11 protein-coding genes are annotated in these 14,980 nt (G+C 62.4%); 6 read left to right on the top strand and 5 right to left on the bottom strand.

Translation table 11 applies throughout. From position 1 onward, the window contains the following. Positions 1–6 precede the first annotated feature (6 nt). The 4 genes from acnB (at position 7) to ACTG2J_RS18980 (ending at position 7,164) form a co-directional block, all read left to right on the top strand. Entirely contained in the window at positions 7–2,604 is a 2,598-nt protein-coding gene (acnB, locus tag ACTG2J_RS18995; protein WP_323936091.1) for a bifunctional aconitate hydratase 2/2-methylisocitrate dehydratase, read from the top strand. 280 nt (positions 2,605–2,884) lie between these two features. Continuing rightward, a complete protein-coding gene (locus ACTG2J_RS18990) occupies positions 2,885–4,471 on the top strand; it encodes an EAL domain-containing protein (RefSeq protein ID WP_439997780.1) in 1,587 nt (528 codons plus the stop codon). A gap of 161 nt (positions 4,472–4,632) precedes the next feature. Further along, positions 4,633–6,027: a D-arabinono-1,4-lactone oxidase gene (locus ACTG2J_RS18985; protein WP_201990558.1), complete on the top strand. Its 1,395-nt coding sequence runs from the start codon at positions 4,633–4,635 to the stop codon at positions 6,025–6,027. Between the two features lie 9 nt (positions 6,028–6,036). Next, a complete protein-coding gene (locus ACTG2J_RS18980; protein WP_005355076.1) occupies positions 6,037–7,164 on the top strand; it encodes a CobW family GTP-binding protein in 1,128 nt (375 codons plus the stop codon). Here ACTG2J_RS18980 and ACTG2J_RS18975 read toward each other — a convergent pair. Together ACTG2J_RS18975 and ACTG2J_RS18970 are read right to left on the bottom strand one after the other, a co-directional pair. Next, entirely contained in the window at positions 7,149–10,256 is a 3,108-nt protein-coding gene (locus ACTG2J_RS18975; RefSeq protein ID WP_439989227.1) for an efflux RND transporter permease subunit, read from the bottom strand. The genes ACTG2J_RS18980 and ACTG2J_RS18975 overlap by 16 nt on opposite strands. Next, complete coding sequence (locus ACTG2J_RS18970) at positions 10,253–11,353, bottom strand: efflux RND transporter periplasmic adaptor subunit (RefSeq protein ID WP_113740284.1); 1,101 nt, start codon at positions 11,351–11,353, stop codon at positions 10,253–10,255. Before ACTG2J_RS18970 ends, ACTG2J_RS18975 begins: the two co-directional genes overlap by 4 nt. 90 nt (positions 11,354–11,443) lie before the next feature. On the opposite strand from ACTG2J_RS18970, the gene ACTG2J_RS18965 reads away from it, so the two are divergent. Together ACTG2J_RS18965 and mdtD are read left to right on the top strand one after the other, a co-directional pair. Next, positions 11,444–12,052: a TetR/AcrR family transcriptional regulator gene (locus tag ACTG2J_RS18965; protein ID WP_005355070.1), complete on the top strand. Its 609-nt coding sequence runs from the start codon at positions 11,444–11,446 to the stop codon at positions 12,050–12,052. A gap of 11 nt (positions 12,053–12,063) precedes the next feature. Continuing rightward, complete coding sequence (mdtD, locus tag ACTG2J_RS18960; RefSeq protein ID WP_113740285.1) at positions 12,064–13,467, top strand: multidrug transporter subunit MdtD; 1,404 nt, start codon at positions 12,064–12,066, stop codon at positions 13,465–13,467. On the opposite strand, the gene ACTG2J_RS18955 is transcribed toward mdtD, so the two are convergent. The 3 genes from ACTG2J_RS18955 to folB form a co-directional block, all read right to left on the bottom strand. Then, entirely contained in the window at positions 13,439–13,927 is a 489-nt protein-coding gene (locus ACTG2J_RS18955) for a YbaK/EbsC family protein (RefSeq protein ID WP_113740286.1), read from the bottom strand. The genes mdtD and ACTG2J_RS18955 overlap by 29 nt on opposite strands. A gap of 126 nt (positions 13,928–14,053) precedes the next feature. Then, entirely contained in the window at positions 14,054–14,563 is a 510-nt protein-coding gene (gene folK / locus ACTG2J_RS18950; RefSeq protein WP_107684303.1) for a 2-amino-4-hydroxy-6-hydroxymethyldihydropteridine diphosphokinase, read from the bottom strand. Continuing rightward, complete coding sequence (folB, locus tag ACTG2J_RS18945) at positions 14,563–14,934, bottom strand: dihydroneopterin aldolase (RefSeq protein ID WP_005355064.1); 372 nt, start codon at positions 14,932–14,934, stop codon at positions 14,563–14,565. Before folB ends, folK begins: the two co-directional genes overlap by 1 nt. Between the last annotated feature and the right edge of the window lie 46 nt (positions 14,935–14,980).

The raw sequence follows: 14,980 nt of genomic DNA, 5'->3' as shown, positions 1-14,980 counted from the left end.
TTAGTCGTGCTTGAAACATACCGTAAACACGTCGCAGAACGTGCCGCCGAGGGCGTGGTTGCCAAACCTCTGGATGCAGAGCAGGTCGCCGCCCTGGTTGAGCTGCTCAAGAACCCGCCCGCTGGCGAAGAAGACTTTCTGAAAGAGCTGTTGTCCTCCCGTATTCCCCCCGGTGTTGATGAAGCGGCCTATGTCAAAGCCGGTTTCCTCACCGCCGTCGCCAAGGGCGAAGCCCACTCTCCCATCCTGACTGCCGCCGAAGCCGTTGAGCTGCTGGGTACCATGCAGGGTGGTTACAACATTCAGCCGCTGATCGACCTGTTGGAACACGCCACTCTGGCGCCGCTTGCCGCCAAGGGGCTCTCCCACACCCTGCTGATGTTTGACTCCTTCCACGACGTGGAAGAGAAGGCCAAGGCGGGCAATGTCCACGCCAAACAGGTGATGCAGTCCTGGGCTGATGCCGAGTGGTTCCTCTCCCGCCCGGAGCTGGCCGAGAAGATCACTGTAACCGTGTTCAAGGTGACCGGCGAAACCAACACCGACGACCTCTCGCCGGCACCGGACGCCTGGTCCCGCCCGGACATTCCGCTGCACGCGCTGGCGATGCTGAAAAACGCCCGTCCCGGCATTACTCCGGACAAGGATGGCGCCGTCGGCCCCATCAAGACCATCGATGCCCTGAAAGAGAAAGGCTTCCCGCTGGCCTATGTGGGTGACGTGGTCGGTACCGGCTCTTCCCGTAAATCCGCCACCAACTCGGTGCTCTGGTTTATGGGCGACGACATTCCGTTCGTGCCGAACAAGCGCGCTGGCGGTGTCTGTCTGGGTGGCAAGATTGCCCCGATCTTCTTCAACACCATGGAAGATGCCGGCGCTCTGCCTATCGAGGTGGATGTCTCCAAGCTGGAAATGGGCGATGTGATCGACATCTACCCCTATGCCGGCAAGATCTGCAAACACGGCACCGAACAGGTGCTGGCGCAGTTTGAACTGAAAACCGACGTGCTGATCGACGAAGTGCGCGCCGGTGGCCGTATTCCGCTGATCATCGGTCGCGGTCTGACTGACAAGGCCCGCGAAGCGCTGGGTCTGCCGTTCTCCACCGTGTTCCGTCGCCCGCAGCCGGTGGCCGATACCGGTAAAGGCTTCACCCTGGCCCAGAAGATGGTGGGCAAGGCGTGCGGCGTGAAGGGCATTCGCCCGGGTACCTACTGCGAGCCCAAGATGACCACGGTCGGCTCCCAGGATACCACGGGCCCGATGACCCGCGACGAGCTCAAAGATCTGGCCTGCCTCGGCTTCTCCGCCGATCTGACCATGCAGTCCTTCTGCCATACCGCGGCCTATCCCAAGCCCATCGACGTACAGACCCACCACACTCTGCCGGACTTCATCATGAACCGCGGCGGTGTCTCTTTGCGTCCAGGTGACGGCGTCATCCACTCCTGGCTGAACCGCATGCTGCTGCCGGATACCGTGGGTACCGGTGGTGACTCCCACACCCGTTTCCCCATCGGCATCTCCTTCCCGGCGGGCTCAGGTCTGGTGGCCTTCGCCGCCGCCACTGGTGTGATGCCGCTGGACATGCCGGAGTCCGTGCTGGTGCGCTTCAAGGGCGAGCTGCAACCGGGCATCACCCTGCGTGATCTGGTTCATGCCATCCCCTATGCCGCTATCCAGAAAGGGCTGCTGACCGTCGAGAAAGCGGGCAAGAAGAACATCTTCTCCGGCCGCATCCTCGAAATCGAAGGTCTGCCGACCCTGAAGGTGGAGCAGGCGTTCGAACTGGCGGACGCCAGTGCCGAGCGCTCCGCTGCCGGTTGCACCATCAAGCTGGATAAAGAGCCGATCATCGAGTACCTGAAGTCCAACATCGTGATGCTGAAATGGATGCTATCCGAAGGCTACGGCGACGTGCGCACCATCACCCGTCGCATCAAGGGGATGGAAGAGTGGCTGGCCAATCCGACCCTGATGGAAGCGGACAAGGATGCCGAGTACGCCGAAATCATCGAGATCGATCTGGCCACCATCAAGGAGCCGATCCTCTGTGCGCCGAACGACCCGGACGATGCCCGTCTGCTGAGCGACGTGGCTGGCGACAAGATCGACGAAGTGTTCATCGGTTCCTGCATGACCAACATCGGTCACTTCCGTGCCGCCGGCAAACTGCTCGAGAAGTATCAGGGCGAGCTGCCGACCCGCATGTGGATCGCGCCGCCCACCAAGATGGATAAGGATCAGCTGACCGAAGAGGGCTACTACGGCATCTTTGGTCGCGTCGGTGCCCGCATCGAGATCCCGGGCTGTTCCCTCTGCATGGGTAACCAGGCGCGAGTAGCGGAAGGAGCCTCCGTGGTCTCCACCTCCACCCGTAACTTCCCGAACCGTTTGGGTAAAGGTGCCAACGTCTATCTGGCCTCAGCAGAGCTGGCAGCCGTTGCCGCCATTCTCGGCAAGATCCCGACCGTGGCGGAGTACCTGCAATACGCCAAGGCGCTCGATGCCACTGCGGCAGATACTTACCGCTACCTCAACTTCAACGAGATTGCCTCCTACACCAAGAAGGCCGATGCGGTGATCCTGCAGCAAGCCGTTTAACGGAGTTCTTGCGCGATTTGCGCGATAAGAAGCCAATAATGCCGCGTATTTACGCGGCATTATTTATTTGTGTGTTATTCACCGTCTTTTTTGAAGATTGTTTGCACGATCCTTGCTAGAGAGATCCAACCACCTGTTTGGTGGTTCGTTTTATAAACGCTTTGGGTTATGTTGTTCGGTTATGTGCGGTAATGATGAGGCATCGTTATCGAGGGAAAGTGGATATCTGTTCACTGGGTGCTTGCGTTGGCAGGCCTGACGAATTGCGGCGTGGTTCTTTATGTTTCTGTTCAGGATCGATCTCTCCCGAACCGGGTTACGCTTCGGCGGTGCCTTGCTGGTCTTTACCTTGCCGCTGCTGGTGGGAGCTTGGCTGATCCACAGCAATTATGTGCAGGAGCTGAAAGCGGAATCCAGCGCCTCGGCCCACAAGGCCAGAACCCTGATGGAGTCGATGCTGGATCATGCGGAGCAGGCCAATCGGGAGGTGTTGCCGCTGGTCAATGCCCCGTGCGCAGAGAACAAGTTAATCCTGCGTACCAAGGTTGCGCTGGAGCCTTTTTTGCGTTCAGTCAATCTGGTGCGAAACGGCATCATCAATTGCACTTCGCTGTTTGGTGAGGCCAATGATGCCGATGACGGCTCCATCTACACCGGCCGCAAGCTGCTGCTGATGAGTGGCAACCGGGTGCGGCAAAATCACCCGCTGCTGGTGGTGCGCACCGAGCAGGGAAAGGATGCCGCCTTGAGCGCCATCGACAGTACCCAGCTCAGCTTCATGCTCTCCATGAGCGGAAAGTCCAGTGCGCTCTATTTGCAGGTGGGGTCTGCCTGGCTCAATGAGTCTGGCCGCTATCTGAGCGAGGCGCCCACCCTCCATCGCGGGATCAGCCAGGCCCTCACCTCATCCCATTATCCTTTCACCATCCATGCCGGTTATGTCATGCCGGTCTACTGGAAGTCGCTGTGGGCCGCGCGGCATGTGGCGCTGTCGTGGCTGGCGGTTTCCTCGCTTTTGCTGGCCTGGCTGGTGTGGTGGGTGCTGGGGCGTCCCGGCTCGCCAACAGATGAGTTGCGACGCGCCCTGCGGGCCAGGGAGTTTGTTCCCTATCTGCAGCCGCTGATTGCCAGCCACGATGGCAAGATGATGGGCGCCGAGGTGCTGATGCGCTGGGAGCATGTCAATGAAGGGGTGATCCGGCCCGATCTCTTTATCCCGCAAGCGGAGGAGTCGGGACTGATCGTCCCCATGACCACCCATATCATGAAGCAGGTGGCGACAAGGTTGAACCGCTCTCAGGAGCAGTTGCCCGATGGGTTTCATATCAGCTTCAACATCAGCGCCGCTCATTGCCACGATTTTGCCCTGCTGGCCGAGTGCCGCGCCTTTCTCGGCCACTTCGTCCCCGGCAAGGTGGTACTGGTGCTGGAGCTGACCGAGCGGGAGTTGCTGATGTCAGATCCCCAGACCCTCTCCCTGTTCCGCCAGCTGGACGAGATGGGGGTCAAACTCGCTATCGACGACTTTGGTACCGGCCACTCCAGCCTGGCTTACCTGCAGCAGTTTCATGTGGATTACCTCAAGATCGACAAATCCTTTATCGCCCGCATCGGTACCGAGTCGCTCTCGGAACATATCGTGGACAACGTGATCGATCTGGCGACCCGGCTCGGTCTGGCGCTGGTGGCAGAAGGGGTGGAGAGCGAGCGTCAGGCTGACTACCTCAGGGCCAAAGGGGTCGACTATCTGCAGGGATACCTGTTTGCCCGCCCCATGCCGCTGCGCCAGTTCTGCGAGGAGCTGCTGCCAGAAGAGGCTCAGACCCGCCATCCAGATGGGGTGCGAGGCATCCCGAACGCCACTTGATCTATCGGTGACAGACGGGCGGCCACGTCCCCTCTGGCAGGGTAGGGAAGTGCTCTCTCCCTATCCCCCCTCGAGTGCAGGGGCTTGTTTTCCATGCCTTGTGGCTCGCTTTTCGGTAGAATCGGCGCTCATTTTGACGTCAGTAAAAGATGAGGCGCGGTATGACGGTTCAGTTCCAGGCATTTCACAGCATCAAGGCGATCGGTAATCGGGAGGTGCTGTTCAACTGGTCGAGAACCAATCCCCTCGGGGCGCTGGATCAGGTGTGGCGCCCGAAAACCCGCGACGAGTTGCAAATGCTGCTGCGGGAACACCCCGAGCGCAAGCTGCGCCTTATCGGCTCCGGCCTCTCTTTCGAACCCATCCACAGCGTCTATGCCGAGGGCAGTCAGGCGCTGCTGGTGGACTTGCACCACCTGCGCGGCCAGTTGGCTAAAACTGCCGATACCGTGACCTATCAGGCGGGGACGCTGCTCGATACCGTTTATGCCGAGCTGATCGCCATGGAACGGATGCTGCCCGCATCCCCCGGGGTTATCGGCATCCAGACCCTGGGCGGCGCCCTCAGCACCGGTACCCACGGTCAGGGGCTGCACCAGTCCGCCCTCTGCGATGCGGTGGAGGCGATGACGGTGATGCTGGCCAGTGGCGACATTATCCGGGTGGATCGCACCGACCCGCGCTTCGGCGCCTTCGTGATGGGGATGGGGATGCTCGGCATCCTGCTCGACGTCACACTGCGCACCGTGCCAAATCGCATTATGCGCTGCACCAAGTTCACCACCGATTACCCCTTCCTCTTGGAGCACAACGAACGGCTCAACCGCGAGCACGGCTTTGTGAAGAGCTGGTGGTTTGCCTGGACCGGTGAGAGCCACATCTGGCTGGTGGATCCCGCTTCTGATGAGGAGGTGGCCCGCTATCGTGCCGGTGGCAGCGAGCCGCTGCTGCTGGATGGCGATATCGACGCCCGCATGAATGCCACCATTGATGCCACTTTGCAGAAGATGGCGAAGGACACCAAGGATGAGGCGCTGGCTGGCGAGCACTTCGAGACGGTGCGTCGTTTCAAGGATGCCTCCGATCTGGTGGGCAACGTCTACCAGATCCTCTGCAAGGGGATCCCGGCACCCCAGATCAACTGCGAGGTGGCGGTGCCGCTGCATCGGATGAACGAGGCGCTGGAGACCCTGCAAGCGTGGCAGCAGGCCAACCCGGGCGTGCTGCACTACCCCTTTATCCTGCGCTGCACCGGCCCCTCCGAGGCCTGGCTCAGCGCCGCCTATGGCCAGTCGGTCTGCTGGATCGGTTTTCTGGTCTATCTGGCGGCGGACGGCACCTTCGTCAACGGTTCCATGGAGCAGATGCGCGAGCTGCAGCAACTGCTGGTGCCGCTCGGCGGCATTCCCCATTTCGGCAAACATCTGGCGATGGATCTCTACGACTTCCCGGCCCTGCTGCCGCGCTGGAACGACTTCGTAGCGTTGAAAGCCGAGCTCGACCCCCACGGCCGCTTTGAAAACCGCTGGCTCAGCGACCTGTTTGCCAACCGGTAAGGATCTGACATGACCGATATGCAAGATACCCGTATCCCTGTGACCCTGCTGACCGGCTTTCTCGGCAGCGGCAAGACCACCTTGCTCAACCACTGGGTCAAGCAGCCGGAGCTTGGCGAGTGCGCCGTGCTGATCAACGAGTTCGGCTCGGTGGGGCTGGATCACCATCTGGTGCAACAGGTGGATGAGCAGGTGATGCTGCTCGACTCCGGCTGCATCTGCTGCTCGGTGCAGGGCTCCTTGGTGGAGGCGCTGCAGGGGCTCTTTATGAAGGCCATCCAGCGCAAAATCAAACCGTTCAAGCGACTGATTATCGAGACCACTGGTCTGGCCGATCCGGCCCCCGTGCTATTTACCCTGCGCGAAGAGGGCTTTATCGCCCAGCGCTACCGCTTCGATGGCACTGTCACCGTGGTGGATGCCGGTCATATCGAGCAGCAGTTGGCGGCCCAGTATGAGGCGGTGAAACAGGTGGCGCTGGCGGATCTGCTGGTGGTGAGCAAAGGCGATCTGGTGGATGGCGAGCAGTTGGCACGGGTCGAAGCCCAGTTGGCGGCACTCAACCCGGCGGCCCCCATCCAGCAGGTGACCAATGGCGAACTGTCGCCAGCGGTGCTGGAGAAGCTCGGTGCCTACAACGAAGCGGCGGGGCGCGATGTGCGTCAGCTGCTGGCCTGGCTGCGCACCGAATCCCCCAAGCAGGGGCTGGCATCACCCATGCAGCCGAAGATGCAACCGTTCGCCGCCAAGGTAGGCACAGCTGCGCCTACCCACTTCGAGCACGGCAACATCGAGAGTTTCTCTTTGCGTATTGGCGAGCCGCTCAAGCCCTCTCGTCTGCTGGCCGCCATCGATGCGGTGCAGGCGCAGTATGGCGATGCCCTGCTGCGGCTCAAGGGGATCTTGCAGCTGGAAGGGGAGAGCCAGCCGGTGGTGATCCACGGCGTCCACGGCCAGCTCTATCCGCTGCAGGCGCTGGGCGACTGGCCGGAGGGCAAGGCCCAGTCCCGACTGGTGTTTATCGTGAAAAGTCAGGACAAGGCCGGTATCGAGCAGCTCTTTATGGCGACCCTCAAGGCCCCCGAGCCCACTCTGGAAGAGCGGCTCAAAGCCATGCTGGGTCAGCCCGACAACTGATCTTGCGCGTTGCGGCTCTCCTGCATCGGGTCAGGACGGCGACGGTTGAACAGCACAAACGCCACCGGCACAAAGTAGAACGAGAGCAGGGTCGCCAGCGCTGTGCCACCGGCGATGGCGATGGCAAAGGGGGGCCAGAAGCCGCCGCCCCCCAGCAATAGCGGGATGAAGCCGCCCACCGTGGTGATGGTGGTCGAGACGATGTGGCGGCTGCAACCGGCCACCAGGTCACGGATCTGCGGCAGATTGCCCTGTTGTGCCAGCGGGTCTGCCTTCAGCTCGGCCAGAATGACGATGGCGGCGTTGATGGCCAGCCCCATCAGTCCCAGCAGGGCGATGATCACCGTAAAACCGAAAGGGTACCCCAGCAGCCAGACCCACAGCAGGCCGAGCCCCGCCGACTGGATCGCCACCAGGGTGACGATGCCTGCCAGCCGGAACGAGTTGAAGCTGAGCACCAGCACGGCCACCAGCAGCACGGCGACCAGGCTGACGTGAGCCATCAGATTGCCCACCGATTCATCCCGCTTGGCGGCTTCTCCGCCAAACTCCAGTCGATAGCCCGGCGGCAACGCCAGCGCCTTGGCGGCCAGCCTCTCTTTGACCTGCTCCAGCACGGTTTGCGGCAGTACACCGACCGCCAGATAGGCCTCCAGCACATTGACCCGCTCACCATCCCGACGGCTGATCTCCCCCCAGCTTGGCAGCAACTCGGGAGTGGCCAGTGCCCGCAAGGTGAGATTGGCTGCCCCTTGCTGGCCGGTGCCGGTGAGCGATAGCGGCACATTGAGCAGCGCATCCGGATCCTGACGCAAGGGCTCGGCCAGTCGCACCCGAACCGGGATTGACTCGGTGCCTTCCAGCACAGTGCCGCCCAACCTGCCATCCAGTGCGCCCGCCAGCCGGGAGGCCACATCGGTCAGGCTCATGCCTGCCAGTCGGGCGGCCTCCTCATCGACTTGCAACCAGAGTTTGGGGGCCCCTGCCTGCAAGGTGGCGCGGGTCTGCACCACTGCCGGGGTATTGGCGAGCAGACTGCGCAGCTCCTCTCCCAGACGGTGTAGTTGTTCAAGGTCGGGGCCAAACAGCCGCAGCTCGACCGGGGCATTGAAAGGTGGCCCCTGTTCCAGCTTGCGCACCAGGATCTGCGCTTCGGGAAATTTTGCATCGAGCCGCTGCTGCAGTTGTGGAATGAGCCGCTCGGCAGCATCGGCATCCTGCAGAGTGATCATCCCCTGGGCGTAATCGGCCCGCCCCTGTTTTCTGGGCACCAGGTTGTAGTAGAAGCTGGGGGCGTTGTCGCCCACCACCCAATCCTGACGAACCCGCTCGGGGAGACTGGCCAGCTCGGCGGAGATCCCCAGAGCCAGCTCGCGGGTGCGCGCCAGGCTCGCCTGTGGGGAGAGGCTGGCCTCGATGTGGATCATGTCCCGGTCGGCAGGGGGAAAGAACTGTTCGGTGAGGCGGCCCGCCACCCAGAAACCGAGCAGGGGCAGCAGACTGACCAACAGCAGGGTTCGCCAGGGGTGAGCCAGCGCCATGGCGATGCTCTGCTGGAAACGGGCGCTCACCCGGGGCAGGTGCAAGCCATCCTGATACCAGCGTCCCCCCTGGTCACTGCCAATCCAGCGGGCTGCGAGGCCAGCCACCAGGGTGTGGGCGATGAGGTAGGATCCCAGCAGCGAGCAGATCACCGCCCAGGCGATGCCGCCGACAAACTCGCCCGCCGGGCCCGGCATCAGAATGATCGGCATAAAGGCGAGCATGGTGGTGAGGGTGGAGCCCAGCAGTGGCAGCCAGAGGTGGCCGATGGCTTCCAGTGCGGCGGCACTCATGGCCATGCCGTGGCGGCGCTGATACTGCACCCGATCCGCCATGACGATGGCGTTGTCCACCATGATCCCGAGCGCCACCACCAGACCGGTGACCGACATCTGGTGAATGGGCAAATTGATCAGGTTCATGCAGGCGAAAGAGAACGCCACGGTAAGCGGCAGCGACAGGGCCACGATAATGGCGGCCTTGACTCCCAAGGTCACCAGCAGCACCGCCACTATGATGAGGAAGCCCTGCACAATGTTGATGAGCAGGGTGTCGAGCCGCTGATCGGTATAACGCTGCTGATCGAAGCTGGTGACGAGGCCGATATTATCCGGCAAGTCCTGTTGCAGCTGGGCCAGCATGGTATCGACCCGTGCCGACCAGAGGTCGATGCGGTGATCCTGTGCCATGCGCAGGCCGACCACCACGGCCCGTTCACCATTGGCAAAGGCCAGCTGGCTCTCCGGCTGGTGCAGGGTACGTCTTACCTCAGCCAGATCGCCAAGGCGCAGGGTCTGGCCCTGCTCGCCGGTGCGCAGCGGGATCTGGCGGATCCGCTCCAGGGTATCGAGGGCGCCGCGGATCTCCACCTGAAAGCGATTGTGGCTGCCCTGCAACTCCCCGGCGGCTACTTTTGCATCGGCACCACTCAGCGCCTGGGCAAGCTGTTCGCCACTCATGCCGCTGGCACTGAGGGCGAGGGGATCGAACCGCACCTCGATCTCCTCCTGTGGGGCCCCGACCCGCTCGACGTATTCGGTGCCCGGCAGCTGGCGAGCCCGGCGTTCCAGCTCGGCGCTGTAGCGGGCGAGGCGATCCAGCTGCGGCTGGCCCGGCCCGCGCCAGACCACATTGACCAGCCGGGTGAAGGGGTAGCCCTTCTCGTCATCCAGCTTGGGGGCACTGGCGCCGGCTGGCAGTCCGGCGGCAAGATCTGCCAGCCGGTCACGGACTCTGGACCAGACGGGCTCGACATCGCTGACCTCATCCTTGAGCTCCAGATTGATGATGGAGAGACCGGGGCGAGAGCTCGACTCGATCAGCTTGATCTCGCTCTGGGCCCGCAGCCGGTTCTCGATGGGCTCGCTCACCAGCGCCTCCACCCGCTCGGCGCTGGCCCCGGGTAAGTGGGTAACCACGCTGGCAAAACGGCTGGTGAGCTGGGGATCTTCGGTTCTGGGCAGGGTCTGCAATGCCGCAAGGGCGGCCGTCAGCAGCAGCGCGACCGTCAATAGCAGCAGGCGGCCATTCTCGATAAACGGGCGGATCATGACTGTGGCTCCGGATGCGCCGCCTGATGATCCACGCTGGTTGTCAGGGTGACCTGCTGGCCCGGCACCAGTTTATGCAGGCCATCGGTCACCAGCTGTTCTTGTCCGTTCAGGGCACCACTGATCCAGGCCCGCTCGCCATCTTGCTGCAGCAGAGTGACGTCCCGACTGACCACCCGGGGTGGCGTTTCGTCGTTGAGCAGATAGAGGGTCCAGCTGCCGCGCAATCCCTGGGTCAGCGCGGTGAGCGGTACCTCGTAGGCACGGGTAGGCTCGCGGGTCTGATGCAACAGGGTGATCAGTTGCCCCTCTGCCAGTTGTTCGCCGCCCCGGGTCAGCTGGAAGCGGGCGGTGCGGGTGTGGGTCTGCCCGTCCACTTGTACCCCCAGATTAAGCAGGCGCCCCTCCAGTGATTGCTCCCCGCTTTGCAGGGGGTAGTGTTGGCCGACGATCAGGGACTCGGCCTGTTTCACCGGCACGCCGATATCGGCCTCCCACTGGCCGCTGCGGGTCAGGGAGAAGAGAGGCTGGCCTGCGGCCACCACGGCCCCCAATGCCTGCTCGCGGCTGACTACGATCCCGTTGAAAGGGGCGCGCAGCTGTGATTTCTCCTGTTTGACCCGGTTGGCTTCGAGGGCGGCGGCCAGCTGGTTGGCGCTTGCCTCCAGCATGCGGACTTTGCCTTGCTGTTCATCCAGCGCCTGACGGGAGCTGAACTGCTGCTGGCGCAGGGCGGTGAGTCGTTCGAGCGTCTGCCGGGCAAGGGTCAGCTCGGCCTCGTTCTGGGCAGCCCGGGCGGCCAGCTCTTTGGCTTCCACTTCCAGCAGCCGGGTATCCAGTGTGGCGAGCAGCTCGCCGGCCGCGACCGGCTCTCCGCGTCCCTTGTGCAGAGTGGCGATCCGCCCTGCCAGCTCGAAACCTATCTGGCTGTGCTCGGGGGCGATCACCCGGCCATTGAAGCGGTGCAGCACCGGGTAGTGATCGCTGGCTTGCAGCGGCTGGGCGATCACCCGGGTCAGGGTGGGTGTTTCTTCTGACTCTGTGACCGGGCTGCAGCCACTCAGTAACAGCGCCAGCAGGATTAAGCAAAGTGTCATGACATCATCCTCTGGTTGACATAACATCAAATCACACCGGTGAGTCTAGTTTTTCGAAACTAGACTGTCCAGTTTGATTGTGGAGGAAAAATGAACATTTCACCCCGTAGTCAGCAGAAGCGGGCTGCGATCCTCGATGCTGCTGGGCGGCTCTTCTGTCAGCACGGTCTGCATCTGGTCAGCATGGACATGGTGGCCAGTGAAGCGGGCGTCTCCAAGCAGACGGTCTACAGCCATTTTGCCAACAAGGAGTCGCTGTTTGCCGAAGCGGTGGGCAGCAAGTGCGTCAGCAGTGAGCTGATGCCGGAGGTATTGTTGCGTGGCAACAATGTGCGGGAGAGTCTGATTGCCTTTGGTCGCAGCTTTCGCAAGTTGATCCTGAGCGATGATGCCATCAATATCTTTCGCACCTGCATCAGCTGCAACGATGCCCAGCTGGCCACCCTTTTTTTCGAGGCGGGCCCGCTCTATGTGACCGAGATGCTGTCCAACTGGCTGGAGCAGCAAAAGCAGCAAGGCCTGCTGTGCCATCAAGACAGCGAACAGGCCGCCTTGCAGCTGTTGCTGATGTGGCAGGGCAAGGAGCGAATGCTCCGTGAGCTGGGTCTGCCGTTGACCCAGAGCGCTGCCGAGCAGGATGCCTGGACCCTGAGTTGTGTCGATCTCTTCCTGACCGCCGCCGCTCCCCCGCAAAAATAATGGAGGTGGCAATGAGCCACACAGTGACAGATGCCCAGCGCAAGTGGCTGCCCCTGCTGGCGGCGGTCGGTTTCTTTATGCAGGCGCTGGATGGCACCATTCTCAACACTGCCCTGCCCAGCATGGCCGAGACCTTGGGAGAGAGCCCGCTGCAGATGCAGTCGGTGATCATCGCCTACATGCTGACGGTGGCGTTACTGATCCCGGCCTCCGGCTGGTTGGCTGACAGATTCGGCACCCGCCGCATCTATCTGGCTGCCATCTCGCTCTTTACCCTCGGCTCGCTCGCCTGCGCCGCCTCCAATTCGCTCTCCATGCTGGTGGCCGCCCGGGTACTTCAGGGGATTGGCGGTGCGCTGCTGATGCCGGTGGGACGGTTGGCGGTGCTGCGGGTCTATGACAAGCACGAGCTGCTGCGGGTGATGTCGTTTGTCACCATCCCGGGGCTGCTCGGCCCGCTGATGGGGCCGGCGCTCGGTGGCTGGCTGGTGGAAGTGGCGAGCTGGCACTGGGTGTTTCTCATCAATCTGCCGGTGGGGTTGCTCGGCTTTATCGCCAGCTGGCACTTTATGCCGGAGCTGCGGCAGCAGACCGCCCGGTTCGACTGGCAGGGCTTTGTGATGTTCAGCGTCGGCATGGTGCTGGTGTCGGTCGGCTTGCAGGGTCTGGGGGAGCACAGCATCTCCACCGGTTGGGCGCTGTTTGCACTGATCTTCGGCTTGGCTGCGATGGCGAGCTACTGGCTCTATGCCGCCAATGCACAACAGCCGCTCTTTAGCCTGAGCCTGTTCAAGACCGCCACCTTTGCCATCGGCATCTGGGGCAACCTGTTTGCCCGCCTCGGCAGCGGCGCCATGCCCTTCCTCACCCCGCTGTTTCTGCAGCTGGGGCTCGGTTTCTCGCCAAGCAAGGCGGGGATGACCATGATCCCCACAGTGATTGGCGCCATGCTGACCAAGACGCTGGTGAACAAGCTTATTCCGAAGGTGGGCTATCGCCGCATCCTGATCGGCAACACCCTGCTACTAGGGGCGATGATCGCCAGCTTCTATTTCATCGACAACCAGCTCCCCTACGGGGTCTTGCTGGGCTGGCTGGCGATCTTCGGCGCCATCAACTCGCTGCAGTTCTCCGCCATGAACACTCTCACGCTGCAAGATCTCAGCCCGACCCTGGCCAGCAGTGGCAACGGTCTGCTCTCGGTGGTGATGCAGCTCTCCATGAGCTTGGGGGTGGCGATTGCCGCCAGCCTGCTCGGGCTCTTCTCGGCGGGTACCTCAGCGGCCAACGGCCAGTGGCTGGCCGGGTTCCATCTTACCTACCTCTGTGTCGGGCTGCTGTCCATGCTGGCGGCGCTGATCTTCGCCCAGCTGGCGCGCGATGGTGCTACGCCGTCGGCGCGGGCAGATAGCTGACCTCGCAGGGGAGCTGCGCCAGCACCTCGGCCAGATGGGTGGTCGCCAGCAGAAAGGTCTGCTCCGGGTGGCCCGGAGTCCAGGTGAAGGCGGTGTGGTTGAGCAGTTGCTGATCCACCAGTAGCGGAATATCGGCGCGGGGCAGGAAGGGGCAGACCGCCCCCGGCAGGCAGCCGATCTCCGCCTGCATCTCTTCGGCGGTGCAGATGGAGGGCTTGGCACCGAGTGCGGCCTTGACCGCCTTGTTGTCGAGCCTGCCGTCCCTGTGGGTCAGCAGCAGGGCGAAGCGGCCATCCTTGAACTTGAGAAACAGGGTCTTGCTGAACTCCGCCTGCCAGCCGAGGCGGGCTTTGACCTTTTCGTCGGTGGCGTAGTCGAGGATGGGTTCATGCTCATAGCGCTGGTGGGGCAGTTCGGCCAGCAGCTGGCAGTTGAAGTGGTGAATGGTATTGAGTGGCATGGGGTTCTCCTGTAGTGGGCGCTATCCTGCCAGCCTCGCAGGGTCAGGCCCAATGACACTTTCTTATCCGTGATAAGCAACCCTGTCCGTGAAAACAACAAGGGCGCCGTGAGGCGCCCTTGCGGATCAGTGATGCTGCAATTCGCACGCTTCCCAGTGAAAGGGAATGGGGCACAGTTGCTGGGAGGCCTTGTCATAGGCTTGCCACAGCTCGCCCATGGTGCGGCCATCGACGGGGTGGCGCAGTTTGGGTGCCAGCTCGGCCAGTGGCCACAGCACGAAGGCGTTGGTGAGCACTTCACCGCGCGGCAGCACCAGCGGGGTGTCGCAGACCAGATCGCCATAGAGCAGCAGGTCGAGATCCAGGGTACGCGGGGCGAACTTCTTGGCATCCGGCTCGCGGCCGTGGGCGAACTCCATGGCCCGCAGTCGCTGGCAGACGGTGGTCAGCGGCAGGTCGGTCTCGGCAGCCGCTACCAGGTTGTAGAAGGGGCGGCCGTTGAAGCCGACCGCCTCGCTCTCGAATACCCGGGAGACCCGCAGCTCGCCAAATTCGGCGTGCAGGGCATCGAGCCCGGCGCGAATATGGCGCTCCCGCTCGATGTTGGAGCCGAGGCTAATATAGATGGTGGTCATCAGTTGCTGCTCGCGGCCGGGGTGCGATGGCGCAGGATCTCGACGCCGACCCCGGCGGCATTGGGCACGGCGCCCGGCTTGGTGAGGGTCACCTTGACCCACTGTACCCGCTCGTCGGCGAGCACCAGCATGGCAACCTGCTCGGCCATGGTTTCGACCAGCTCGACCACCTTGCCGCTGACATGCTCGCAAATCTTGTTGGAGAGGTCGGCATAATCCAGTGCCAGATTGATGTCGTCGGTTGCTGCCGCGGGGCGGTTGTCGAACCCCATCTCGAGGTCAAAACGGAGCTTTTGGCGAATGCCCTTCTCCCACTCATATACACCTATGGTGGTCAAAACTTCGAGTCCGCGAATAAACACCTTGTCCATGACTGTACTTCTTCTTTACTCTTGATGGGCTGTGATGACAGCGCAG

Source organism: Aeromonas sp. 6P, assembly GCF_051919525.1.
GTDB lineage: Bacteria > Pseudomonadota > Gammaproteobacteria > Enterobacterales > Aeromonadaceae > Aeromonas > Aeromonas veronii.
This window is presented reverse-complemented; position numbering and strand designations above follow the sequence as displayed.